We start from the raw sequence: 22,968 nt of genomic DNA, 5'->3' as shown, positions 1-22,968 counted from the left end.
TTGTCCATCCGTCAGCAAAGGAAAATAGGGAAATGTCGGCAGAACAGAACTTCTCCAACGCGAAGTTCCTGACCGTGGCTGAAGTAGCTGAGGTCATGCGCGTCTCCAAAATGACTGTTTACCGCCTGGTTCACTCCGGCGAAATGCCCGCGGTGCGCTTCGGCCGCTCCTACCGGGTCCCCGAAAACGCCGTCGAACAGTACCTCAAGGGTGCTGTTGTGGACGGCCACACCGAGACCGCCTAAGGGGCCTGTCCTGAGCCGCTCCCGATAAGCGGTACCCTGTTAAGGAACGTTTTACGTCATTGTAAGAATCTGTCAGTTGTTCAGTTCGTAGCTTTGTCCGCGGACATTCCCCATCAGGCAGGTACTGCATCTAGTTTGTAAGGAACTTTCGTGGGTTCAGTTATCAAGAAGCGTCGCAAGCGTATGGCCAAGAAGAAGCACCGCAAGTTGCTTCGCAAGACCCGTCACCAGCGCCGCAACAAGAAGTAGAGATACTTCGAACAGCGTGGAAATGCCCGCCGCCTTCCAAGGCGGCGGGCATTTTTTTGTCTCAGGGTAGTGGCTGGAGGCTTTTGCCTGCCTGCGGTGGGGTGGGTTATGCCCGGGGGCCGCGGATGCGGGCGAAGCCCTTCCAGAGGCCGTAGACAGCGCCGCCGAAGGTTGCCGCCTTCAGGCCCAGGGTGGCGGCGCGGCGGCCCGCGCGGAAATCATAAACGGGCCAGTTCCGGTCACGGGCGTGCCGGCGGAGCTTGGCGTCCGGGTTGATGGCCACGGGGTGTCCCACCAGTGACAGCAGCGGCACGTCGTTGTAGGAGTCGCTGTACGCCCAGCAGCGCTTGAGGTCCAGGCCCTCCTGGTCCGCGATGCCCTGGACCGCTACGGCTTTGGCCGAGCCGTGCAGGATGTCCCCCACCAGGCGGCCGGTGTACATCCCGTCCGACACCTCACCCACTGTCCCGAGCGCTCCGGTCAGCCCCAGGCGGGTGGAGATGACTGTTGCCACTTCAATAGGGGTTGCCGTCACCAGCCAGACGCGCCGGCCCACCCGGAGGTGCTGTTCCGCCAAGGCCTTGGCGCCCGGCCAGATCCGGGACGCGATCATCTCGTCGTAGACTTCTTCGCCGAGGGCCTTGATGTCGTCAACCGTGATGCCGGCGGCGAGCGTCAGGGCCGAATCACGTACCGCATGGACGTCGTCGATATTCTCACCGCGCGCCACGAACTTGAACTGCTTCCACGCGAATCCGGCCGCCTGCACAAGGGTGAACGCGCCGCGCTGGTGCATCTTCCGCGCAACGTGGAAGAGGCTGGCCCCGCGCATCAGGGTATTGTCCACATCGAAAAACGCCGCTTCACCGGGCTGCGGCGCAGCAACCGGCCGCGTGACGACGGCGACGTATTTCTCCTGGGGCATGGACTTGAGTCTAGTCAATCCACTCGCTGGGCGACGTCGGCGTCACCCGCACGGCGCGAACGGCGATACCGTTAAGCCATGGCTACCCCCCGCGTCGTCCTGGTCACCAAAGCTGACTGCCACCTTTGCGAGGAGGCGCGCGACGCCGTCGGCCGGGTCACTGCCTCGTTGGGCCTCAGCTGGAGCGAAGAGCTGGTGGACAACCAGCCCGAACTGCGGGAGCGTTACGCCGAAGAGATCCCCGTGGTCCTGGTTGACGGGGTGCAGCGCGACTTCTGGAAGATCGACGAAGCCCGGCTGGAACGCGTCCTGCAGCGCGCCATGGCCAATTAGGGGGATGCGAGTGACGTCCTTGGATTCAACGTCCCAGCCTGTCCCGGGCATCCCTGATGCCGCGGGTGCACCGGCAAAGCAGATTCCCCCTGCTGCCGTGGCGCGGTTGACCCTGTACCTCCGGGCCTTGAACACCCTGCTGGCCGAGGGTGTTGAGCGCGTCTCCTCCGACTCTTTGGCGGAAGCCTCCGGCGTCAGTTCCTCAACGCTGCGCAAGGACCTGTCCCACGTGGGGTCCTACGGCACCAGGGGAGTGGGGTACGAGGTCCAGTACCTCAGCCGCCACATTGCCGCGGCACTGGGGCTGACGCATGACTGGAAAGTTGCGATCGTCGGAGCCGGAAACCTGGGCAAGGCGCTGGCGCGCTACGGCGGCTTCGAATCGCGAGGCTTCGATGTGGTGGCCATCTTCGACGCGGACCAGATGGTGGTGGGCAACGAGGTGGGATGGCTGCGGGTCAGCGACGTGGCGGACCTTGAGACCGTCCTACACCGCACCGGGGCCAACATGGTGGTACTGGCGCTTCCTGCGGCGGTGGCGCAGGGCATCTGCGACCGGGTCGTTGCGGCGGGCGTGCACAGCGTGCTCAGCTTCGCACCGGTGATGCTCCAGGTTCCGGAAGGGGTCAACCTCCGCAAGGTGGACATGGCCACGGAGCTGCAAATCCTGGCCTACCACGCCCAGCGGGCGCAGGCGCCGGGGCAGACAGCCTAGGGGCACGGTTTAAAGGCGGCGGCCCGGGATGCTGGACATCCCGGGCCGCCGCTGCGTTCTGTGTTGGAGGTCAGCGCCCGTAAGGGTTGCCGAAGCCGCCCGAATACGGGTTGGCGAAGGGCTGCTGCTTCCGGAAGTAGGGGGCAGCGGCAGGGAGGTAGAGCAGGACGATGGCGGCGATTCCCAGGACGGTCCCGATCGTTGCGAGGGAGGGGATTCCGAACAGGCCAAGGACGGACAGCGCTGCGAACACGGTTCCGAGTATGCGTGCCCAGTTCTTGCCCTTGCGGATGAAGAAGGCCACCAGCAGGTAGAGGGCGGCACCGATGATGCCGAAGACCACCAGGGAGCCGGCGATGAAGGGCTTGATGTCGTCGTAGGTGATGCCCGCCCCGCTGGCCCGGACCTGCTGTTCAAACTCCTGCCGGAACTGCGGGGCGTCCAGCTGGGTGAGGTTGATGAGGATGGAGATGACATAGATCGCGGTGGCCGCGATCAGCAGCCAGAACGCGATGTTCACCAGCTGGGGGATGCCGTTGCTGCCCGCCGGCTGCGGCTGCTCAGAGGGATACTGGCCGTAAGGGGACTGGCCATACGGCGACTGGCCGTACTGGGGTGCATTCTGGCCGTAGCCCGGGGACTGCGGAGCATTCTGCCCGTACGGGGAACCGTACTGCGGTGCGTTCTGCCCGTACTGCGGCGCTGCCGGCGGCTGGGAACCGTACTGGGGCTGGTTCTGCCCGTACTGGGGAGCGTTCTGGCCATACTGCGGCGCGTTCTGGCCGTAGCGGGGCTGCTGCGGTCCGGGCTGCTGGCTGCCGGACTGGCCGTTCCCTGGCTGGCCATTGCCGGAGTGGGGGTCTTGGGGCGCGGGAGGCGGGACGGGAGGAGTACTCATGGCGTTCCTTCTGCAGGTCGGGATCCAGGTAGGCTGCCGGGAACCGGTCCTCAGCCTTCCCCCCAGCGTGGCTTAAGTCCACCGTACCCCCGGCGGGTGGAGTTGTGGGTGATTCAGGTGGGATCCACGCCCGCGGCCGGCAGGTGAACCCGTGGGCAAGGGCCGTTGTTAAACACGGCACCCCGGTGCCGGGCCGGGATGGCCTGGTACCGGGGTGCCGTGAAACGCGAAACTTATGCTGCGGGGGCGATGAAGGCCAGTTCCAGGTTGATGGCAACCTTGTCGCTGACCAGCACGCCGCCGGCCTCGAGGACGGCGTTCCAGGTCAGGCCGAAGTCCTTGCGGCTGATGGTGGTCTCGGCGGTGAGGTCGGCGCGGGTGTTGCCGAACGGATCGACGGCCACACCGTGGAGCTCGGTCTCGAGGGCCACGGGACGGGTGACGCCCTTGATGGTGAGGTCGCCCTGGAGCTCGTAGGCGTCGCCCTTGGGGACGATCGCGTTGGAAACGAAGGAGATTTCCGGGAACTTCTCGACGTCGAAGAAGTCTTCGCCGCGGACGTGGCCGTCGCGGTTGACGTCGCCGGAGTCAAAGCTGGCGGTCTTGATGGTGGCGTTGACCTTGGAGTCGGCCACGTTTTCGGCGAGGTCGAGGGTGGCCTCGGCTTCCTTGAACTGGCCGCGGACCTTGCTGATGCCCGCGTGGCGGACGGTGAAGCCGATCTCGCTGTGGGAGTTGTCCAGGGTCCAGGTGCCGGTGGTGACGTCTGCGGGAAGTGCCATGATGTTGCTCCTTGGTGTGAATGCTGCCGTGGTCGTGAGGTTGAGACTTCATCGGTTGAAGTCTCAACTAACTTGCTGCATCCAGTATAAACATGCGTTTGCATCTTTTGTTCCCGGTTTCGGAACATTTCTTCAGAAACTTGAGTTCTACTCTTTGTAGAAAGTGCGTGCGGAAGATTTCGGATCGCACGCCATCTTTGAGAAACTGGTAAACATGCCCCAAGCCACTGTCCATCTGCTCCGCCACGGCGAGGTCCACAATCCCGACGGCGTTCTCTACGGACGGCTCCCGGAATTCCACCTCTCCGAACTGGGGCAGGAGATGGCCCGGATGCTTGCCGAACACTTCCGCGAGCGCGCCGAGCGTGGCGCCCGGATCACCTACCTGGCCGCCTCGCCGCTGGACCGTGCGCAGGAAACCGCGCGGCCGACGTCGGAAGCGCTGCACCTGCAGATCCACACCGACGGGCGCATCATCGAAGCGGAAAACTACTTCGAGGGCATGAAGGTCACCAAGGCCGAACTCCGCCGGCCGCGGCACTGGCCCCGCTTGGTCAACCCGCTGCGCCCGTCATGGGGCGAGCCGTACAAGCAGCAGGCCGCGAGGGTGGCGGCTGCCGTCCAGGACGCCCGGCTGAAGGCCATCGAACTGGCTGCCGGCGACTTCGGCGCCGCGGGCCCCGAGGCCATCCTGGTCAGCCACCAGCTGCCCATCTGGGCGGCACGGCTGAGCGCGGAGGGCCGGCCGCTGTGGCATGACCCCCGCAAGCGCGAGTGCACCCTGACATCCGTCACGTCCCTGGTGTTCGACGACGACGGCTCGCTGGTGCGGGTCGAGTACAGCGAACCTGCGGCGTCCCTTCTTCCCGGTGCCGCCAGCACCCCTGGAGCCTAGCAGTGAGCAACAACAACCTTCCCTCGCGCCGCAGCATGCTTGCAGCAGGCGGCATGGCCTTGACCGCGCTGACCCTTGGCCTCTCCGGCTGTGCCCAGGAGGATGCGCTGGCCAAGCAGGCCAAGGCGGGAGACAACAAGAACTACGTTGCCGGCGACGGCTCCGTGACCGAGTTCGCTGCCGGGGACCGCAAGGAAGCCGTACAGATCCAGGGTGTGCTCTTCAGCGGCGCCGCAGTCACCCCGGCCGACTTCCAGGGCAAGGTCAGCGTCCTGAACTTCTGGTTTGCCGCCTGCGCCCCCTGCCGCGTGGAAGCGCCGCTCCTTGAGGAACTGCACCAGGAGTTCAAGGACCAGGGCGTGCAGTTCTTCGGCGTCAACCTCCGGGACGAGAAGCCCACGGCAGAGGCTTTCGAAAAAACCTTCAACCTGACCTACCCCAGCTTCGACGACAAGGACGGCGGCGTCCTGCTGTCCGTGTCCGGCCTGGTACCGCCTGGCGCCGTGCCCACCACCCTGGTGCTGGACAAGCAGGGACGGGTGGCCTCCCGCGTCCTCGGCGAAATCGAGAAGGGCACCCTGAAAGCCCTCATCACCGCCGCCGTGGCGGAATAGGGACAGGCCGGGACCGTGAACAGCCCCTTCGCCGAAGCCATCCTCAGTGGCTCCCTCCTGCTGGCCATTCCGGTGGCCCTGCTCGCCGGACTGGTGTCCTTCCTTTCCCCCTGTGTCCTTCCCCTGGTGCCCGGTTACCTGGGATATGTCACCGGCCTGAGCGGCGTGGACCTGCAAAAGCAGAAACGCGGCCGCATGCTGGCAGGCATCGGGCTGTTCGTCCTCGGCTTCTCCGTGATCTTCGTCCTGCTGGGCGGCGCGTTCGGCCAGCTGGGTACCCTGATCACGGGCAGCCAGAACGCCTGGATCACCCAGCTCCTGGGGATCCTGGTCATCATCATGGGCATCGTCTTCATGGGCGGCTTCAGCTGGCTGCAGCGCGACGCGAAGATCCATGCCAAGCCGCCCGCCGGGCTCTGGGGAGCGCCCCTGCTGGGCCTGACCTTCGGCCTGGGCTGGGCCCCGTGCATCGGCCCCACGTACTCCGCCGTGCAGCTGTTAAGCCTTTCCGGCGGATCCTCGGCCGCCAAGGGCGCCTTCCTTGCCTTTGTGTACAGCCTGGGACTGGGCATCCCGTTCCTGCTGATCGCGCTGGCCCTGCGCCGGGGCATGGGCGTCATGGCGTTCTTCCGCAAACACCGCCTGGCCATCCAGCGGACCGGCGGCGGGATCCTGGTGGTGCTCGGGCTGCTGATGGCCACCGGCGTGTGGGGTGCCTGGGTGACCGGGCTGCAGTACTGGTTCCAAACCGATGTGAAGTTGCCGATCTGATGAGCGAGCGTGTGAACGTAAAGAAGAAGCAATCCGCCCCTGTCGCAGAGGCGAAGGCCCAGGCCGCCCTCCCGGCCCTGGGTCCCAAGGGCATGCTCCGGTGGGCCTGGACCCAGCTGACCAGCATGCGCACCGCGCTGTTCCTGCTGCTGCTCCTCGCCGTCGCCGCCGTCCCCGGATCACTGTTCCCGCAGCGGCCCGCCAACCCGGCCGTGGTGACCCAGTACATCAAGGACCACCCGGACTACGGCAAGCTGCTGGACTCCCTGCAGCTCTACGACGTCTACTCCTCGGCGTGGTTCTCGGCGATCTACCTTCTGCTGTTCATCTCCCTGATCGGTTGCGTGGTGCCGCGCGCCATCGCCCATTACAAGGCCATGCGCTCACAGCCGCCACGGACCCCGCAGCGTCTGTCCCGGCTGCCCGAATACGGCACCCTGGTGATCCCCGCCAGTGGCGCCGTCCCGGCGTCGGACGCCATCAACGGTGCGGCCGGACTGCTGCGGAAGCGCGGCTACCGGGTGGAGGTCAGGGATGCCGACGGCGCCCTTCCGTCCCTGGGTGCCGAACGCGGCTTCATGAAGGAAGTGGGCAACCTGGTCTTCCACACGTCGCTTATCGGCGTGCTGGTGTCCGTGGCTGCCGGTGGCCTGTTCGGATACAGCGGCCAGCGCATCCTGGTGGAAGGCGACACATTTGTGAACACCCTGGTGGGCTATGACCAGTTCAACCCGGGCACCAACTTCCAGTCCAGCCAGCTCCAGCCGTACTCGCTCCAGCTGGACAAGTTCAACATCACCTTCGACCGCGAATCCCGGGGCAAGTTCGGCCAGCCCATCGATTTCGCCGCCACTGTGACCACCAAGGAAAACCCGGACGCTCCGCCCAAGCAGGAGATCCTGAAGGTCAACGACCCCGTGAGCCTGGGCGGCACCAGCATCTACCTCACCGGCAACGGCTACGCGCCGGTGGTGACCATCCGGGACGGGGCGGGCAACGTGGCCATGCAGGGTCCGGTGGTGGCCAAGCTGCAGGGCGAGAACTACTACTCCTCCGTGGTGATCAAGGTCCCCGACGCCCAGCCGGACCAGCTGGGCTTCGTGGGCTTCTTCCTCCCCACCGCGTTCGTGACGGATAAGAACGTCTCCTTCAGCGCCGACCCTGAGCTGTTCAACCCGCAGCTGACACTGAACTCCTACTACGGCGACCTGGGCCTGAACAAGGGTGCTCCGCAGAACGTCTTCGAACTGGACGTCAAGAACCTGACCCCGCTGAACGCCAGGAACCTGGCGGCCGGGGGCATCACGCTGGCACCCGGCTCCACCTACACCCTGCCGGACGGCAAGGGCAGCATCAGCTTCGACGGCGTGAAGCGGTACATCGGCGTGGACATCCACCACAACCCCGGGCAGCTGTACGCCCTGATCTTCGCCTTGCTGGCCGTGGCCGGCCTGATCCTTTCGCTCTACGTCAACCGCCGGCGCGTCTGGGTACGCACCGGCACCGCTGACGACGGCCGCACCATGGTGGAATACGGGCTGCTCGCCCGCGGCGAGGACCACCGGCTGGCGGGCGAGGCGGCCGCGCTGCGGAAACTGTTCGCTGCCGAGTGGCAGCTGCCCGACGAGGCTGCGCCTGAAGCTGCTGCCCCCGAAAATACTGCCCCGTCCCAGCAAACTCCCAGCCGGACAGGCGATAATGTCGCAGGCTCCGCCGAAAAGGCCGAAGGCTCCGTCACCACCCCAGCAGGCCCCACAGGGCCCGAAAAGGACCAGTAATGCCATTTGGAATCAACGAAACCATGGGCCAGTACAGCGAACTCTTCATGCTGCTGGCGGCGGGCACCTACACAGTGGCCTTCATTGCCTTCGCCTGGGACCTGGCCAAGAGCAGCAAGGCCCTGCGCGCAGTTGACCTCAAGGCCGCGCAGGCCGGGGCTGCCACCAAGGTTCCGGTTGCGGCCGGTGTCGGCGCCGCCTCCGCAGGGGCGCGCCTGGACGGCCCCGCTGACCGGGCCGAGCGTCCGTCGTCGTCCGCTGCCAAGGCCGGCGGCGCAGGGGCCGGCGGTGTCGTCACGGCCGACGGCGACATGAAGTACGCCACGGAGCGCCGGGTTCCGGCGCGGGTCGCCGTGGCCCTGACCACCCTCGCCGTCCTCATCCACGGCGCCGGCGTGGTCACCAGGGCCCTGGGCGCGGGCCGCGTGCCGTGGGGCAACATGTACGAGTTCCTCACCACCGGCGCGTTCCTGGTGGCGGCCGTCTTCCTGCTCTCCCTTATCCGGCGCGACCTGCGCTTCCTGGGCACCTTCGTGGTGGGCCTGGTAATCATCATGCTGGTGGCTGCCTCCGTGGCCTTCTGGACCCCCGTGGGCCACCTGGTCCCCGCCCTCCAGAGCTACTGGCTGGTCATCCACGTATCCATTGCCGTGCTTTCCTCGGCCCTGTTCACCCTGACGTTCGCGATGTCCGCCCTGCAGCTGGTGCAGTCCCACCGGCAGAAGACCGTTGCAGCCGGCGGCGCCGACAAGCTCGGTTTCATGCGCCTGGTGCCCTCCGCGCTGAGCCTGGAGAACCTCTCCTACCGGATCAACGCCATCGCCTTCATCGGCTGGACCTTCACCCTCATGTTCGGTGCCATCTGGGCGGAAAAAGCATGGGGCCGGTTCTGGGGCTGGGACACCAAAGAGGTGTGGACGTTCGTGATCTGGGTTGTCTACGCCGGATACCTGCACGCCCGTGCCACCCGCGGCTGGACCGGGACACGCGCCGCGTGGCTGTCGATCGTGGGCTACCTGTGCGTGATCTTCAACTTCACCATCGTGAACCAGTTCTTCAACGGGCTCCACTCCTACTCCGGCCTCTAGAAAAGGGTCCGTTCGGGTCTTGGGCGGGGAATCCACCCGCAACGCGGCAACTGGCCGCTGAATAACCATTCGATGTAGCAACAGGGCTGTCCGATGGTCCGTCGGAAATGCTACGTTGGTGACGTTCACTGTGATGAAGCTTGCATGTGGACCGCCAGCCTTCCGAGGTAACCATGAGCTACGCTCTCGCCGTAGACGTCGGGACCAGTTTCACGGCAGCCGCCGTTGTTCGTTTTCACCATGGTCCCTCCGCTGTGCCTGAGTGCCTGCCTTTGGGCGCGCGTGGAGCATCGGTTCCCTCCGTGGTGTACTTCCCGGAGGAAGGCACTGTCCTGGTGGGCGAGGTCGCGGAACGCCGCGGTCTGGACTCGCCGGAACGCGTGGTGCGGGAATTCAAACGCCGCATCGGCGACGACGTTCCCATCATCCTGGGCACCCTGGCGCTGCAGCCGGAGGACGTCTTCGCCACCATGGCCCGTTGGGTGGCAGACCGCGCTGCTGAACGCGAGGGGGGCCCGCCGTCGGCCGTCTACCTCACCCACCCCGCTGCGTGGGGCATCCACCGCTTATCCGTCATCCGCGCCGCCCTCGCCTCCCACGGCCTGGAAAACGTCACCCTCCTTCCCGAACCCGAAGCCGCGGCACTGCACTACGCATCGCAGGTACGGGTGGAGGAGGGCAGCACCATCGCGGTGTACGACCTCGGCGGCGGCACCTTTGATACCGCGGTCCTGCGGAAGTCCGGCAGCAGCCGCTTCGAACTGCTGGGCCGTCCGGAGGGCATCGAAGACCTGGGCGGGGCCGACTTCGACGCAGCTGTGTTCAGCTATGTTGCCGGGCACAGCGGCACCGCCCTGGCAGACCTCGACCCCACCGACCCCGCGGCCATCGGGGCGCTGGCCCGCCTCCGGCGCGAATGCGTGGAGGCCAAGGAAGCCCTGTCCTCGGACAGTGAGGCGAGCATTCCCGTGCTCCTGCCCGGTGTCCAGCAGCAAATCCGCCTGGTCCGCTCCGAGTTCGAGGCCCTGATCGAAGAGCCCGTGCGGGAGACGGTGGACGCGCTGGAGCGCTCCCTGGCCCAGCTCCACCTGGAACCGGCAGACCTGTCCGCGGTGCTGCTGATCGGCGGCTCGTCCCGGATCCCGCTGGTAGCGCAGGTGGTGTCGGAAGAGCTGGACCGGCCCATTGCCGTGGACGCGGATCCCAAGTCCTCCATTTGCCTCGGCGCGGCCGTGGCCGCGCTCCTCGCCCACGCTGCAGCCCACGCAGAAACGGCAGCGCTCGAAACTGAAGCGGCAGGAATTGAAACGTCCGCCGCTGGGGCGCCGCCCGCCGTCGTGCCCTCCGCGGTGCCACCCGCACCCTCCGGACCAGGCCTGCCCAGCTGGTCACGCAAATATACGACGACGGCTGGAGCCGGCGCGGGGCACGGCACCGTCCAGACTGCACGGCGGGGGGAAAGGGGAGCACACGCCCCGAAACCCACGGTCCGCGTCACGGCTGTTGCCGCTGCCGCAGCCCTCCTGACGGTCCTCACCGCCACTGCCGCCCAGAGTCCCGACGGCTTCGGAAGCCTGACAGCCATGTTCGTGCCGCAGGCCGGAGCGAGCACCGGCGGCGGATCCGCAGGCGCCGGCGGGGCGGAAGCACCAGGTGGAGGGGAGCAGCAGCCGTTGCGGCGCCCCAGCCCCTCGCGGGCGTCGAGGCCAGCGCCAAGAAGCCAAACGCCCAGCAGCCCGGACTCGATTCGTCCGCCTCACCCACCGGCAGCCAATCCCCGGCCGGCGGCCCCACTGAGGGTGCCCCTGTAGCCGCCGGCGAAGCCCCTGCAGCGAATCCGCCCTCAGTAACGGGGGGCAACACGCCGGGGACAGCCATCGTTCCCGATTCAGCCACCCTGGGCCCCGCAACGCCAACGGCCACCACGCAGCCGGTCCCCACCGGGCCTGCCCCCACCGGCACCCCGGCCCCAACAACCGCCCCACCAACGACCACTGCCCCGCCAACGACCACTGCCCCGCCAACACCCACGCCGCCGGGCACGTCGTCGCCCGGCACGACGATTGACCCGACGCTTGGCTCCGGAACCGCTCCCGCTGACCCCGGGACGTCTTCCCCCACCACCGGGGGAGCGACCCCCACCATCCTGCCCACCACCATGGCGGCTCCGGCCCCCACGGGTGCCCCGCTCGTGTCCCCCACGGCCGACCTAACCCCCACCCCCACCGTTGCACCTTCACCCACGCCGGAGGAGTCCACCGTGACTCCAACGGACACCGCCGTCGCAACGGCCACGACCACCTCTCCGGGGGCCTGACATGGACGGACACATCCAGCGGGCGGAACGGCCCGTACCCCTGCTCACCGCACCCGACCACCAGGGCCATCCGCCCCACGCCGCGGAGCTGATGGCCAAGCAGTTGAAGGGTGCAAACGCTGCCGTCCGGGAGCTGCTGCTGGCACTTTCGGTGGGCTTCGCCCTGCCGGGACCGCTTCCGGCGGACCTCCAGAACAAGTTCGTCAGCGGAACGGTGGAGGACCTTGATGCCCTGGTGGACCGTGCCGAAGCCGCAGGCCTGCTGCGGCCGGACGGAACGGTGGTGGGCACAGCCCAACACGCCCTGCTGACCGCCACCCCCACGGCCAAGGTGCACGCGCTCCAGCGTGAGCTCGTGACGGTCTTCGCCTCCGCAGGACAGCCGCTGGGGAACCTCGCCCGCGAGCTGGCCAGGGGAGGCCTTGCCGATCCACGTGTGGCCGCGGAACTGGAGCAGGCTGCGAACGCCGTGCTGGAGAACGACCCCAGGCTGGCGTCCCAACTCTACGAGGAAGCACTCCTGACCGGCGCCGACCCGCTGGCCACCGCAGCCAGGCGCGCCCAGGCCGCAGCCGGTGACGGGGAACTGGACGCCGCGGCCCGCATCATCGACGCGCTCCTGGTCAGCCCGGACCCGCCGGACGTACGCCGCGGAGCCGATGTCGCCGCCTCCGTCTGGGCGCAGCGGGGAATGCTGGCCCGGGGAGCCGACGTGTACAGCTGGCTTGGTCCCGGACGGGTGGGCCCCTCCGCGCCCCTCGCCGCGGTAGCCATGATCGGCGCCGGTGACCGGGCGGCCGCGGAGGCCTTCTTCCGGCCCGATGCTCCGGCGGCCTCCCCAACGCTGCTTGCGGCCGCCCTGGTTCAGACCGGCCAGGGAATCCTGGCCTCCCTGGGGGACAAGCCGCAACAGGGCATCTCCATCCTGATCCATGCCTCGGACATGCTGAACTCCGCGGGCACGGCCCTTCCGCTGCCGGAAACACCGGCCGCGCTGGCAGCCCTGCTGGCCCTGCACAGCGGTGAGCCGCACCTGGCGGAGACGGTCTGCAAGGCGGCAGCCGCAGCCGGACAGGGAGGCAATGCCGCCCAGCCAAGGCTCCTGCTGCTCCAGGCTTGGGCGGCGATGATGCAGGACAAACTCGAGGACGCCCGCCTGGCAGCCACGGAAGCGGCCAAAGCCAACCATTGGCCTCTGGTCCCGCGCGACGAGTTCATGTGCGCTGCCCTGGAGGTGGGGCTTGCACGCCGGAACGGCGACGTACCGGAGCTGCTCCGGGCATGGGAACGGGCACGCGAAGCCATGCTCCACACCTCGGTGGACCTCTACAACCTGCTGCCGTGGGGCGAACTGCTGATCGCCGCGGCCCGGCTGCGCGAGACGCGCCGGGTGGCGCAATACCTGGAGGACGCCTGGAAGCTGCTGGGCCGCCTGGGTGGTCCTGCGCTGTGGTCCGTTCCCCTGCACTGGTCGGCCGTCCAGGCTGCGCTGCTGAATGAAAGCCCTGCCGATCTTGCTCCCCACGCAACGGCGCTGGCGCGGGCCTCCACCCACAGCCAGCTTGCCGCAGTGCTCGCCACGGCGGGCAAAGCCTGGGTCTCGGTGCTCGCCGGCCGGTTCCGAACCGCCGATGTGGAGAGTGCTGCCCGGCTCCTGGGTGCGGTGGGAATGCCCTGGGAGGGTGCACGGCTGGCCGGGCACGCCGCCGCCCGGGCCGACGAGCGCCGGGACATGATGCGCCTGCTCTCCTGTGCACGGGACCTACACCCCCAAGGCAGTCCTGCCGCCGGAGCATCAGGGGCGGCGGAGGTACAGGCAGGAACCGGTACCGACGCCAAGGCGGGGCAGCCCGACGCCTCCGGCTTGAGCGAGCGCGAAAAGGAAGTGGCCAGGCTGGTGCTTGAGGGCAAGACCTACCGGGAGATCGGCGAGGCAATCTACATTTCGCCCAGGACCGCCGAGCACCACATTGCCAGGATCCGGCGCCGGCTGGGAGCGGAAAACCGTTCCGACCTGCTGGCCCGTCTGCGCCTGGCCCTTGGCGTGGAACATTCCCAGCCGCTGAATCCGCAGCAGGAATAACCCCTAATCCCCCTAGACACGGGGGTGCCAGTGCCCCGGAACAGCGTCCGGGGGTAGGGGGAAAGCGCCCGATGCACCGTCCCCGGCGGCGAATTTAGGTTTGGAGCAACCGGATACGTACACCGGATGATCCACAACTCCACGAAGATGTGAGGACCACGCATATGCCAACACTCGCAAACGACCTTGTTCAGTTCCTGATGCAGCTCTTCGGCAACCGGGAGGCAATCCAGGAGTTCCTGGATGACCCCGAGCGGGCACTGCAGGAACACGGCCTGGCCAACGTGTGCTCGGCTGACGTTGACGCCGCCATGCCGGTGGTCCTCGACTACGCTCCCATCACCGTCAACGCCACCTCCTTCGCCCGGGAGCACACAACCGGCGGCAACAGTGTGTGGGCCGGACAGACAGGGACGCCGGCCGGTCACGGCGCAGGCCCCTCCGCCCTCCATGGCGGAGGGGCCGTTGCCGGGCAGGGGGGCGCCGGCTACGACCAGGACGACCACGCCCATGCGGTCCAGCAGCTCCACCACGTGGTGAACCACTTCTCCTACACCACCAACACCACCATGCTGGATGACCGCGTCACCATTACCGACCAGTCCGTCAACCAAAACATTTGGGCGCACGGGGACGTGGAGCAGTGGTTCGACAACGATGCCGTGGTGGCCTCCGGCGACCAGGCCGTGGCCGCAGGTCACGACGCCGCCGTCCGGGACTCCAACAACGTCAGGGACTCCTACAACACCGACCATTCGACCGATAACTCCACGGACAACTCCATCCATGCCGGCAGTGACGTCAGCATCGGCAACGAGCAGACGGACATCTCCGACTCCTTCAACACCGATCTCGGCCTGGACGTGGACGATTCCTTTAACGACAACTCCGACAATTCCCACCACGCGGATTACTCGGACCATTCCACCAGCACCGACGTGGACGTGGATGTCCGGGACTCATTCAACGACAAGTCCGACAACTCCACCCACAACTCCGTGGCGGTTGACGACTCCTACAACCAGGACAGCTCCACCCTGGTTGAGGATTCCTTCAACCAGGACAGCTCCACCACTGCCGCGGTGGATGTCCACGTGGACGACTCGTTCCAGGAAAACCCAGCCACCAGCATCGTTGAAGACAACCTGGTGGTGGCGGACAACCAGCTCGATTTCACTGAGGACAACTCCACGCACACGGATGTTGACCTCGACAACCACACCACCATCGACGATTCGGTGGTTGACGACTCCACCGTGCTGTAACACGCTATTCCCGTGAGGCGAACCACCCGGATCCGCCTCACGGGAACAGATCTTTTTGGCACTGGGGCAGGGGGACAGGCTGTGGCAGATGCAGGACCGGCACGGCCGGCGGGGCCCATGACGGCCGGACAGCTGGCCAAGCTCGTGGAGCAGGGCCTGCAGCTGGTGGGTGCCGGGGACCGCGAGGACCTGCGCAGGAGGCTGGGCCAGGCCATGGTCCGGCTGCAGGACCCCAGCATCAGGGTCATTGTGGTGGGGGAGTTCAAACAGGGGAAGAGCAAGCTCATCAACGCCCTGGTGAACGCCCCGGTGTGCCCGGTGGATGACGATATTGCCACCTCGCTGCCCACCATCGTCCGCTACGGCGAACCGGCCTCGGCCGCCGTCCTGGTCCCCACGGCGGACAACCAGTCCGGCAACCAGGCGGCCGACTCTGCGGGCGACGGCGGGGACGGCAGCATCGAGCGCCGGCCCATCGAGCTGTCAGAGCTGCCGGCACTCGTCTCCGAGCAGGGCAACCCTGGAAACAGCCGGAAGCTCGCGGCCGCGGAAGTTTGCCTGCCCCGCCGCGTCCTCACCGGGGGACTGACCATCATCGACTCCCCGGGGGTGGGCGGCATGGGCTCCACCCACACGCTGACCACCCTCACCGCCCTTCCCACCGCGGACGCCATGCTGCTGGTCTCGGATGCCTCCCAGGAATACACGGAACCGGAACTGCGGTTCCTGCGCCAGGCCATGCGGATCACCCCCAGCGTTGCCGCCGTCCTCTCCAAGACGGACCTGTACCCGGACTGGCGCCGGGTTGAAGAGCTGGACAGGAACCACCTGGACCAGGTGGCGCCGGACATCCCGTTGTTCCCGTTGTCCGCAGACCTCCGCCTCGAGGCCTCACGCCTCCAGGACGCCGAGCTCAACGCCGAATCCGGCTTCCCAGCCCTGGTGTCACACCTGCGAAACGACATCGTGGGCAAGGCGCAGCGCATCCAGCGTCGCTCCGTCAGCCAGGACCTCCTCTCCGTCACCGAAAACCTGCGCCTGTCCCTGCAGTCCGAGCTGGACGCGTTGGAAAACCCCGACGGCACGCCGCAGATGCTCGCAGCCCTGGAGCAGGCCAAAACGGAGGCGGACGAGTTGCGAAAGAGGTCCGCGCGCTGGCAGTTGACGCTCAGCGACGGCATCAACGATCTCATCGCCGACATGGAATACGACCTCCGCGACCGCCTGCGCCGGATCCAACGGGAAGCCGAGAACGCCATCGACCAGGGCGATCCCGGTCCTGTCTGGACGCAATTTTCCGCGTGGCTCGAAGAGTGTGTCGCCGCGGCGGTCTCGGACACCTTTGTCTGGACCAGCGAGCGGTCGCAATGGCTGGCCGCGCAGGTGGCTGAGCACTTCGCCGCAGAGGAGGTGTCACTGCCCGTCCTGCACGTGTCCGACTCCGGGGACGCCCTGGACCCGGTAGACCAGATGCCCGGGCTGGATCCCGGCCGCGTGAACCCGATCCAAAAAGTCCTCATCGGCATGCGGGGATCCTATGGCGGCGTCCTGATGTTTGGACTCCTGACGGGGATTTTCGGGATGGCCCTGATCAATCCGCTCTCCGTGGGTGCAGGGCTGCTGCTGGGACGCAAGGCCTACCGGGAGGACAAGGAAACGCGGCTGAAGCGCCGCCAGGGCGAAGCGAAAGCGCTGGTCAGGCGCCAGCTGGACGATGTCACCTTCCAGGTGGGCAAGCAGCTGAAGGACAGGCTGCGCCTGGTTCAGCGGACCATCAGGGACCACTTCACCGATATCGCCGATGAATACCACCGGTCGTTGTCGGACTCGGTGGCAGCAGCCCAAAAGGCAGCCAACTCGTATGCCCAGGAGAAGGAAGGCCGCATCCGGGACATCAGGGCCGAGCTCAAGCGGGTGGACGCGCTGCACCGCGCGGCTGAAGCGGTGGCAGCGGAGGTTGCCGCGGCCGGGACCCGTACCGCGGCAGGGGTGGGATGACGGCGTCCACCACAGCCGGAGCCCCGGCACTGATCCGCGAAGCGCTGGAGGCCTATGCGGATGACCCGGATGCCGTCCAGGCGCTGCAGGGCTACGCGCAGCGGTTGGCCGAGCCCCTGAGGATTGCCGTTGCCGGCATGGTGAAAGCAGGGAAATCCACCCTCCTGAACGCCATCATCGGCGAGGAGATCGCGCCCACGGACACCGGCGAATGCACCCGGATTGTGACGTGGTACCGGCACGGACGCACACCCCGCATTACCGTGCACCCCACGGACGGCGTGCCCCGGAACCTCCCGCTGAAGCGCGTGGACGGGCGCCTGGTCTTCGTCCTGGACGGCGTGCGGGCGGAGGACGTGGAGCGCCTCGACGTCGAATGGCCGTCGCCGGCGCTGAAGGCCATGACGCTGATCGACACCCCCGGCATCGCTTCCCTTTCCCAGGATGTGTCGGCACGGTCCCTCCGGTTCCTGACCCCGGAGGATACGCCGTCGGAGGCTGATGCCGTGATCTACCTGATGCGGCACCTGCACGAATCCGATATCCGGTTCCTGGAGTCCTTCCGTGACATCAGGGCGGGACGCTCGGGCACCGTCAACGCCATCGCCGTGCTGTCCCGGGCCGACGAGGTGGGAGCTACCGCATCGATTCCCTGCTGTCCGCGGCACCATCGCGGAACGGTACAGCCGGGACCCCAACCTTCGGAAGCTGGCGCTGGGCGTTGTCCCGGTGGCAGGGCTCCTGGCCCAAAGCGCCCGCACCCTGCGCCAGGCGGACTTCGAGGCCCTCCAGTTGCTTGCCACCCTGGACCGCGCCGCACGCGAACGGATGCTGCTTTCGGCCGACAGGTTCCGCCGCTCCGCCGAACCGGAGGGACTGACGGAAGAGGCCCGGGCATCACTGCTGGAGCGCTATGGGCTCTTCGGCATCCGGCTCGCCATGGTCCTGGTCCGCAACGGATTCGGGGAGCCAACAGCCCTGGCCCATGAACTCGCCCGGCGCAGCGGCCTGGACCCACTGCTGGAGCTGCTGGACCGGCAGTTCCAGGCGAGGGCCGGGGCGCTGAAGGCCAGGACCGCGCTGGCCGCGGTGGAAGACCTCCTGGCCAGCCGGCCCCGGCCGGGAACGGAGCGGGTGGCGGCATCCCTGGAGCGCCTGCAGGCCGGCGCGCACGATTTCCGTGAGCTCCGGCTGCTGGCGGCGTTGCGGACCACGGGGGTGGAACTGACCCCGGAACTGGCGGCCGAAGCTGAACGGCTCATCGGCGGCCAGGGCGCCACGGCATCCCAGCGGCTGGGGGTGGCGGCCGGTTCGGCTCCCGAGGTGCTGGCGGCCCAGGCCCGCCAGGTGCTGGGCCGCTGGCGCGCGGTCGCTGAAAGCCCGCTGACTGCACGGTCAGCCGTGGAAGCCTGCCGGGTGGTGATCCGCAGCTGCGAGGGCGTGCTGGCCGATTGCACGGGCAGGACGCGGCAGCCGCTATCGGCATAGTGCGGCCGGCAAGGTCAGGACGCGCGCGGCTCAATCCGCGGACGCTGACGCTTCAGCCATGCTCCCGCGGGCGGCAGGAACAGGAGCACCAGCCCGGCGAAGGCCAGGAGAAATTCGGCGCCCCACAGCATCACCACGTAACTGCCCGCGGCGCCACTGGGGACCAAGAACGCGGACGCAAGGACCATGATGGGCAGATGACCGGCCAGCAGCAGCACCAGGGCCCAGCGGCCCCAGGTCCGGCGGCCCATTACTGCGGAAAGCACAGCGGCCTCCAGCACGGTGACCAGGAGCAGGGCGCCGATGCTGCCCCAGAACACGATGTTCGCTGCGGTTCCCACCGATCCCGCATCGCTTCCCGAGGCCATGTCCGCCACCACCCCGCGAAGCCGCTGCAGATTGGAGTCACGGGCCACGAAGGAGCCCAGCAGGACTGCCAGCCCGGCGGCGAAGCTGAACAGCCACAGCGAGCGGGCAGTGCGGACGGTCCGCGGCGCAGGGAGAGTGACTGGGATGGGCGGTGGCGCTGAGTAGGACAGACCGGGCCTCGGTGGGGGAGCGGACAACCGCCGCTCTTCTCCTCCAAACGGGGACGCCATGGGCCTTATTTCAGTCCGTCGGTATCGTGTTCGTCCGTGCCGCGCGGGTGCTTCCCGCCGTCCTCCTTGGCCTTGGACTCCAGCTCGTCACGCAGCTTCTTGAGCCGCTCGGCCTCGGCCTGGCTGCGGCGGCGCGCCTCCAGGTTGCGGAGGAAGTCCGGGTCGTCATCCGGGGCGGTGGGGTGCGGGTAGCTGGGCCGCGGCTGCGCAGTGCCGCGCGACCGGCCGATCAGCAGCCACAGGACGGCACCGAGGACGGGGAGGACGATCTGCACGATTATCCACGCGGGTTTCGAAATGCCCCGGGTCAGGCGGCCTTCAGTGCGGATCACGTCCACCAGGCCATACACAAAGATGACGAGGACTGCGACGGCCAAAGCCACACGGAAGAGCATGCCATTAAGTCTATCGTCAGGACGCGCAGGGGCCGCTGGCCGGGGCGGCTAAACTTGAATAGTGGCCTTTTTGAAATATTCCCTGATCCGCCTGGCAATCTTCGTGCCCCTGTTTGTCCTGTTCGCGCTCCTGCAGGTCGGGGCGCTGATGGCGGTGATCTGCGCCGCACTCATTGCGTTTGCCATCAGCTACCTGTTCTTCCAGAAGCAACGCGACGCCGCTTCGGCAGCCCTGCAGCACCGCTTCTCCGGGAAGGCCAAGCCGATGCGTTCGGCCGGTGAGGTCCAGGACGCCAACGCCGAGGACGCCCTGCTGGACGCCAACCCGGACATCACCATCAACAACGCCAAGGGCAGCGGCAAGAAGAGCTAGAACCCGTGGCTGAGGACCAGCCCCAGTGAGAACAGCACGCTGTAGCCGAGGTTGATCAGGCCGGTCTGCTTCAGGACCGGGATCAGGCTCTTGCGCTTGCGGCCGTTGATCATCAGCCAGGCCGGCATCAGGCAGGCCGGAATGAGCAGCAGCACGATCAGGATCCACGGCCGTCCCGGCGCCAGGATCACCACCAGCAGGATGGCCACGGCAAGCATCAGGACGTAGCTTTCGCGCGCATGCTTGTCACCAAGCCGCACGGCCAGGGTTTTCTTGCCGGCCTGCATGTCGGTGGGAATATCCCGGACGTTGTTGGCCATGAGCAGCGCGGTGGCGATCAGCCCGGTGCCGATGGCGCCGATGACAGAGGACAGGCTGATGTGTCCGGCCTGCGTGTAGGTGGTGCCCAGGGTGGCCACCAGGCCGAAGAAGACGAACACGAACAGGTCGCCCAGGCCCATGTAGCCGTAGGGGTTCTTGCCGCCGGTATAACCCCACGCGGCCATGACGCAGCCCAGGCCCACCAGGATCAGCCACCATGCCTGGGTGAGGACCACCAGGACCAGGCCGAACACCATGGCCAGGGCGAAGGCGCCGAACGCCGCCCATTTGACGTGTTCTGGCTTGGCGGCACCGGAGCCCACCAGCCGCAGCGGACCCACCCGGTCATCGTCCGTCCCGCGGATGCCGTCCGAGTAGTCGTTGGCGAAGTTCACGCCCACCTGGAGCAGGAGCGCCACCAGCGCCGCGAGGATCGCATTGGGCAGGAGGAACGAGTCCATTTCGTAGGCGGCGGCAGTGCCGATCAGCACCGGCGCGATCGCTGCCGGCAGCGTCCGGAGTCGGGCGCCTTGGATCCATTGGGCGGCTGTTGCCACGGTTAGTACCTCGTGTTGTTTCGGTAAGACGGCTGGATGGAACGTGTGCACCGGCCGCGGTGGTGCAGGTCCACTCTACTTTCCCCCGTGCCGGGTGCTGAGTTCGGCGGCCATGGCGAGCCGGTCCGGTTTTCCGTTGGGCAGCATCCGCAGGGCAGGTGCGGTGAGGACCGTTTTGGGTGCCAGCACGCCCAGCTGCCGTTGCCAGTGCTGTTGAAGCACGACGCCGGGGTCACCGGCTTCCTGCCCGGGTCCGCCTTCACCGGCCGTACTGTTGCCGGCGGCACCTTCAGGTGCCAGCGCCACGTAGGCCGCCACGGCCTGGCCCCATTCCGCGGAAGGGACGCCGGCCACGAAAGCCGCTGCGACGGCGTCGGACTTTTCCAGCTGCTCCTGCACGTGACCGGCCGAGACCTTGACGCCGCCGGTGATGATGACGTCGTCCGCCCGGCCCAGCACGGTGAGACGGCCGTCGTCGTCAATCGTGCCGAGGTCGCTGGTGCGGTACCAGCGAACCCCGTCCTCCTCGAAGAATGTTCGGGTTTCCTCATCCGGGGCCTCGATGTACCCGGCAGCCACGGTGTCCCCGCCCAGCAGGATCCGGCCGTCCTCCCCCACCCGGACCGAGACGCCCTCCAGGGGGTAGCCGTCGTACACGCAGCCGCCGGAGGTTTCCGCGGAACCGTACGTGGTGACCACCCGTACTCCTGCGTCGCGGGCGGCATCCAGCAGGGCCGGGGACGCAGGGGCGCCGCCCAGCAGGATGGCGTTGAAACGGCGGAGCACGGCGAGCGTGTCCGGCGAAGGATCGTCCAGGAGCCGCTGGAGCTGCGTGGGAACCAGGGAAGTGAAGCGGATCTTGTCCGTGAGTTCCAGCGCGGCCGACGTGAAGGCCTCCGGGGTGAAGCCGCCGGACATGTCCATGACCCACGGCCGGGTGCCGGCAAAGAGGGACCGCACCAGCACCTGGATGCCGGCCACGAACTGCACGGGCAGCGCCAGCAGCCACTGGCCCTCGCCCTTGAGCCGCAGTGCGGTGGCCATCGAGGACGCCGCCAGGGACTCCACGGTCAGCAGGGTCGCCTTGGGCGTGCCAGTGGAACCGGAGGTGCGGACCACGGCCACGGCGTCGTCGCAGCCGGGGGTCTCCACGTGGCCCACCACCAGTCCGCCGTCCGGTCCAACGGACAGTTCGACGGCGGGACCCTCGCCGTGGAGGGCGGCCGCGAGGGCCTTCAGGGCCGGTTCGATGTTGAGCGGGCCGCCGTGGGCAGTGCTGGGTGAGGCTTCGCTGTTCATTGCCGTCCTGCCTTAGAAGTAGTGCGGGAAGCGTGACCAGTCGGGGTCGCGTTTTTGCAGGAAGGCCTCCTTGCCCTCCACAGCCTCATCCGTCATGTAGGCCAGCCGGGTGGCTTCACCGGCGAACACCTGCTGACCGGCCAGGCCGTCGTCGGCCAGGTTGAACGCGAACTTCAGCATGCGGATGGCCTGCGGGGACTGCCGGGCGATGTCGGCGGCGTACTCGAGCGCCACCTCCTCCAGGCGTTCGTGGTCCACGGCCTCGTTGACCGCGCCCATGCGAACCATGTCTTCTGCGGAATATTCGCGGGCCAGGAAGAAAATCTCGCGGGCGGTCTTTTGGCCCACCTGCCGGGCCAGGAGCGCCGAGCCGTAGCCGGCGTCGAAGCTTCCCACCGTGGCGTCCGTCTGCTTGAACTTTCCGTGCTGCCGGGACGCGATGGTGAGGTCTGAGACCACGTGCAGCGAGTGTCCGCCGCCGGCCGCCCAGCCGTTGACGACGGCGATGACCACCTTGGGCATGGTGCGCATGAGGCGCTGGACTTCCAGGATGTGCAGCCTGCCGGCCCGGGCGGGGTCGATGGTTTCCTGGGTCTCGCCGTCGGCGTACCGGTAACCGTCCCGGCCCCGGATCCGCTGGTCGCCGCCGGAGCAGAAAGAGTGGCCGCCGTCCTTGGGGGAGGGACCGTTGCCGGTCAGCAGGACGGTGGCGACGTCTGGCGTCATCCGGGCGTGGTCCATGGCGCGGTAGAGCTCGTCCACGGTGCCGGGCCGGAACGCGTTGCGGACCTCCGGGCGGTTGAACGCGATCCGGACCGTGGGCAGGTCACGTACCCACACGCCACTGGAATCCCGCTCGACCTGCCGGTGGTAGGTCATGTCCTGGAAGTCCTCGAAGCCGGAGACCACCCGCCAGCGCGTGGGATCGAAGACGTCGGACACCGGGGCGGGGATCTGGTTGCTCACCGTCCAAGTCTAGT

At 67.4% G+C, this 22,968-nt stretch carries 22 protein-coding genes and 1 pseudogene; 15 read left to right on the top strand and 8 right to left on the bottom strand.

Going from position 1 to position 22,968, the window contains the following annotated elements; translation table 11 throughout:
• Positions 1 to 32: 32 nt before the first annotated feature.
• Positions 33 to 245: a helix-turn-helix domain-containing protein gene (locus tag NMQ03_RS17275; protein WP_043452394.1), complete on the top strand. Its 213-nt coding sequence runs from the start codon at positions 33 to 35 to the stop codon at positions 243 to 245.
• Positions 246 to 395: 150 nt separating this feature from the next.
• Positions 396 to 494 carry a 30S ribosomal protein bS22 gene (locus NMQ03_RS17270; protein WP_003792170.1) on the top strand — a complete coding sequence of 33 codons (99 nt, stop codon included), beginning with the start codon at positions 396 to 398 and terminating at the stop codon, positions 492 to 494.
• A gap of 106 nt (positions 495 to 600) precedes the next feature.
• Here the strand turns inward: NMQ03_RS17270 and NMQ03_RS17265 are convergent, their stop codons facing one another.
• Positions 601 to 1,419: an HAD family phosphatase gene (locus tag NMQ03_RS17265; protein WP_255173204.1), complete on the bottom strand. Its 819-nt coding sequence runs from the start codon at positions 1,417 to 1,419 to the stop codon at positions 601 to 603.
• Positions 1,420 to 1,497: 78 nt separating this feature from the next.
• Between NMQ03_RS17265 and NMQ03_RS17260 the strand changes: the two genes are divergently transcribed.
• A complete protein-coding gene (locus NMQ03_RS17260; protein WP_255173203.1) occupies positions 1,498 to 1,752 on the top strand; it encodes a glutaredoxin family protein in 255 nt (84 codons plus the stop codon).
• A 10-nt stretch (positions 1,753 to 1,762) separates the two neighbouring features.
• Positions 1,763 to 2,467, top strand: coding sequence for a redox-sensing transcriptional repressor Rex (locus NMQ03_RS17255; RefSeq protein ID WP_159630830.1), 705 nt, complete (start codon positions 1,763 to 1,765; stop codon positions 2,465 to 2,467).
• 70 nt (positions 2,468 to 2,537) lie between these two features.
• Here the strand turns inward: NMQ03_RS17255 and NMQ03_RS17250 are convergent, their stop codons facing one another.
• On the bottom strand, positions 2,538 to 3,365 hold the full coding sequence (locus tag NMQ03_RS17250; protein ID WP_255173202.1) for a hypothetical protein: 828 nt from the start codon (positions 3,363 to 3,365) through the stop codon (positions 2,538 to 2,540).
• Between the two features lie 233 nt (positions 3,366 to 3,598).
• On the bottom strand, positions 3,599 to 4,147 hold the full coding sequence (locus NMQ03_RS17245; RefSeq protein ID WP_255173201.1) for a YceI family protein: 549 nt from the start codon (positions 4,145 to 4,147) through the stop codon (positions 3,599 to 3,601).
• Between the two features lie 214 nt (positions 4,148 to 4,361).
• On the opposite strand from NMQ03_RS17245, the gene NMQ03_RS17240 reads away from it, so the two are divergent.
• The 10 genes and pseudogenes from NMQ03_RS17240 to NMQ03_RS17195 all read left to right on the top strand — a co-directional run bounded on the left by NMQ03_RS17240 (position 4,362) and on the right by NMQ03_RS17195 (position 18,444).
• Complete coding sequence (locus tag NMQ03_RS17240; RefSeq protein WP_255173200.1) at positions 4,362 to 5,042, top strand: histidine phosphatase family protein; 681 nt, start codon at positions 4,362 to 4,364, stop codon at positions 5,040 to 5,042.
• A gap of 35 nt (positions 5,043 to 5,077) precedes the next feature.
• On the top strand, positions 5,078 to 5,656 hold the full coding sequence (locus NMQ03_RS17235; RefSeq protein WP_255175650.1) for a TlpA disulfide reductase family protein: 579 nt from the start codon (positions 5,078 to 5,080) through the stop codon (positions 5,654 to 5,656).
• Between the two features lie 15 nt (positions 5,657 to 5,671).
• Positions 5,672 to 6,427, top strand: coding sequence for a cytochrome c biogenesis CcdA family protein (locus NMQ03_RS17230; protein WP_159630838.1), 756 nt, complete (start codon positions 5,672 to 5,674; stop codon positions 6,425 to 6,427).
• On the top strand, positions 6,427 to 8,205 hold the full coding sequence (locus tag NMQ03_RS17225; RefSeq protein WP_255173199.1) for a cytochrome c biogenesis protein ResB: 1,779 nt from the start codon (positions 6,427 to 6,429) through the stop codon (positions 8,203 to 8,205). The genes NMQ03_RS17230 and NMQ03_RS17225 overlap by 1 nt, the downstream gene beginning before the upstream one ends.
• Complete coding sequence (gene ccsB, locus NMQ03_RS17220) at positions 8,205 to 9,293, top strand: c-type cytochrome biogenesis protein CcsB (RefSeq protein ID WP_255173198.1); 1,089 nt, start codon at positions 8,205 to 8,207, stop codon at positions 9,291 to 9,293. The genes NMQ03_RS17225 and ccsB overlap by 1 nt, the downstream gene beginning before the upstream one ends.
• 302 nt (positions 9,294 to 9,595) lie before the next feature.
• Positions 9,596 to 11,104, top strand: a complete 1,509-nt coding sequence (locus tag NMQ03_RS17215) for an Hsp70 family protein (RefSeq protein WP_369693190.1) — start codon at positions 9,596 to 9,598, stop codon at positions 11,102 to 11,104.
• 507 nt (positions 11,105 to 11,611) lie between these two features.
• Positions 11,612 to 13,693 carry a LuxR C-terminal-related transcriptional regulator gene (locus NMQ03_RS17210; RefSeq protein WP_255173197.1) on the top strand — a complete coding sequence of 694 codons (2,082 nt, stop codon included), beginning with the start codon at positions 11,612 to 11,614 and terminating at the stop codon, positions 13,691 to 13,693.
• Positions 13,694 to 13,857: 164 nt separating this feature from the next.
• Positions 13,858 to 14,958 (top strand): IniB N-terminal domain-containing protein, encoded by a 1,101-nt coding sequence (locus NMQ03_RS17205; RefSeq protein ID WP_255173196.1) that lies wholly within the window; start codon positions 13,858 to 13,860, stop codon positions 14,956 to 14,958.
• A 117-nt stretch (positions 14,959 to 15,075) separates the two neighbouring features.
• Positions 15,076 to 16,956 carry a dynamin family protein gene (locus NMQ03_RS17200; protein WP_255175649.1) on the top strand — a complete coding sequence of 627 codons (1,881 nt, stop codon included), beginning with the start codon at positions 15,076 to 15,078 and terminating at the stop codon, positions 16,954 to 16,956.
• Positions 16,953 to 18,444: pseudogene (locus tag NMQ03_RS17195) on the top strand (dynamin family protein). Before NMQ03_RS17200 ends, NMQ03_RS17195 begins: the two are co-directional and overlap by 4 nt.
• 14 nt (positions 18,445 to 18,458) lie before the next feature.
• Here the strand turns inward: NMQ03_RS17195 and NMQ03_RS17190 are convergent.
• Positions 18,459 to 19,043: a hypothetical protein gene (locus NMQ03_RS17190; RefSeq protein WP_255173195.1), complete on the bottom strand. Its 585-nt coding sequence runs from the start codon at positions 19,041 to 19,043 to the stop codon at positions 18,459 to 18,461.
• A gap of 5 nt (positions 19,044 to 19,048) precedes the next feature.
• Positions 19,049 to 19,438, bottom strand: a complete 390-nt coding sequence (locus tag NMQ03_RS17185; RefSeq protein WP_255173194.1) for a PLD nuclease N-terminal domain-containing protein — start codon at positions 19,436 to 19,438, stop codon at positions 19,049 to 19,051.
• Positions 19,439 to 19,499: 61 nt separating this feature from the next.
• On the opposite strand from NMQ03_RS17185, the gene NMQ03_RS17180 reads away from it, so the two are divergent.
• Positions 19,500 to 19,811 (top strand): DUF4229 domain-containing protein, encoded by a 312-nt coding sequence (locus NMQ03_RS17180; RefSeq protein ID WP_224026972.1) that lies wholly within the window; start codon positions 19,500 to 19,502, stop codon positions 19,809 to 19,811.
• Here NMQ03_RS17180 and NMQ03_RS17175 read toward each other — a convergent pair.
• The 3 genes from NMQ03_RS17175 to NMQ03_RS17165 form a co-directional block, all read right to left on the bottom strand.
• Positions 19,808 to 20,689: a 1,4-dihydroxy-2-naphthoate polyprenyltransferase gene (locus NMQ03_RS17175; RefSeq protein ID WP_255173193.1), complete on the bottom strand. Its 882-nt coding sequence runs from the start codon at positions 20,687 to 20,689 to the stop codon at positions 19,808 to 19,810. The genes NMQ03_RS17180 and NMQ03_RS17175 overlap by 4 nt on opposite strands.
• A 75-nt stretch (positions 20,690 to 20,764) precedes the next feature.
• Positions 20,765 to 21,988: an AMP-binding protein gene (locus NMQ03_RS17170; RefSeq protein WP_255173192.1), complete on the bottom strand. Its 1,224-nt coding sequence runs from the start codon at positions 21,986 to 21,988 to the stop codon at positions 20,765 to 20,767.
• Positions 21,989 to 22,000: 12 nt separating this feature from the next.
• On the bottom strand, positions 22,001 to 22,954 hold the full coding sequence (locus NMQ03_RS17165; RefSeq protein ID WP_255173191.1) for a 1,4-dihydroxy-2-naphthoyl-CoA synthase: 954 nt from the start codon (positions 22,952 to 22,954) through the stop codon (positions 22,001 to 22,003).
• Between the last annotated feature and the right edge of the window lie 14 nt (positions 22,955 to 22,968).

The sequence above is a fragment of the Arthrobacter sp. DNA4 genome, from assembly GCF_024362385.1.
GTDB lineage: Bacteria > Actinomycetota > Actinomycetes > Actinomycetales > Micrococcaceae > Arthrobacter.
This window is presented reverse-complemented; position numbering and strand designations above follow the sequence as displayed.

Bases quoted from the DNA above. Each gene is read 5' to 3' on its own strand.
- NMQ03_RS17275 (WP_043452394.1), top strand. From the start codon at position 33: ATGTCGGCAGAACAGAACTTCTCCAACGCGAAGTTCCTGACCGTGGCT.
- NMQ03_RS17265 (WP_255173204.1), bottom strand. From the start codon at position 1,419: ATGCCCCAGGAGAAATACGTCGCCGTCGTCACGCGGCCGGTTGCTGCG.
- NMQ03_RS17260 (WP_255173203.1), top strand. From the start codon at position 1,498: ATGGCTACCCCCCGCGTCGTCCTGGTCACCAAAGCTGACTGCCACCTT.
- NMQ03_RS17250 (WP_255173202.1), bottom strand. From the start codon at position 3,365: ATGAGTACTCCTCCCGTCCCGCCTCCCGCGCCCCAAGACCCCCACTCC.
- NMQ03_RS17245 (WP_255173201.1), bottom strand. From the start codon at position 4,147: ATGGCACTTCCCGCAGACGTCACCACCGGCACCTGGACCCTGGACAAC.
- NMQ03_RS17240 (WP_255173200.1), top strand. From the start codon at position 4,362: ATGCCCCAAGCCACTGTCCATCTGCTCCGCCACGGCGAGGTCCACAAT.
- NMQ03_RS17235 (WP_255175650.1), top strand. From the start codon at position 5,078: ATGCTTGCAGCAGGCGGCATGGCCTTGACCGCGCTGACCCTTGGCCTC.
- NMQ03_RS17225 (WP_255173199.1), top strand. From the start codon at position 6,427: ATGAGCGAGCGTGTGAACGTAAAGAAGAAGCAATCCGCCCCTGTCGCA.
- ccsB (WP_255173198.1), top strand. From the start codon at position 8,205: ATGCCATTTGGAATCAACGAAACCATGGGCCAGTACAGCGAACTCTTC.
- NMQ03_RS17210 (WP_255173197.1), top strand. From the start codon at position 11,612: ATGGACGGACACATCCAGCGGGCGGAACGGCCCGTACCCCTGCTCACC.
- NMQ03_RS17205 (WP_255173196.1), top strand. From the start codon at position 13,858: ATGCCAACACTCGCAAACGACCTTGTTCAGTTCCTGATGCAGCTCTTC.
- NMQ03_RS17200 (WP_255175649.1), top strand. From the start codon at position 15,076: ATGACGGCCGGACAGCTGGCCAAGCTCGTGGAGCAGGGCCTGCAGCTG.
- NMQ03_RS17190 (WP_255173195.1), bottom strand. From the start codon at position 19,043: ATGGCGTCCCCGTTTGGAGGAGAAGAGCGGCGGTTGTCCGCTCCCCCA.
- NMQ03_RS17185 (WP_255173194.1), bottom strand. From the start codon at position 19,438: ATGCTCTTCCGTGTGGCTTTGGCCGTCGCAGTCCTCGTCATCTTTGTG.
- NMQ03_RS17170 (WP_255173192.1), bottom strand. From the start codon at position 21,988: ATGAACAGCGAAGCCTCACCCAGCACTGCCCACGGCGGCCCGCTCAAC.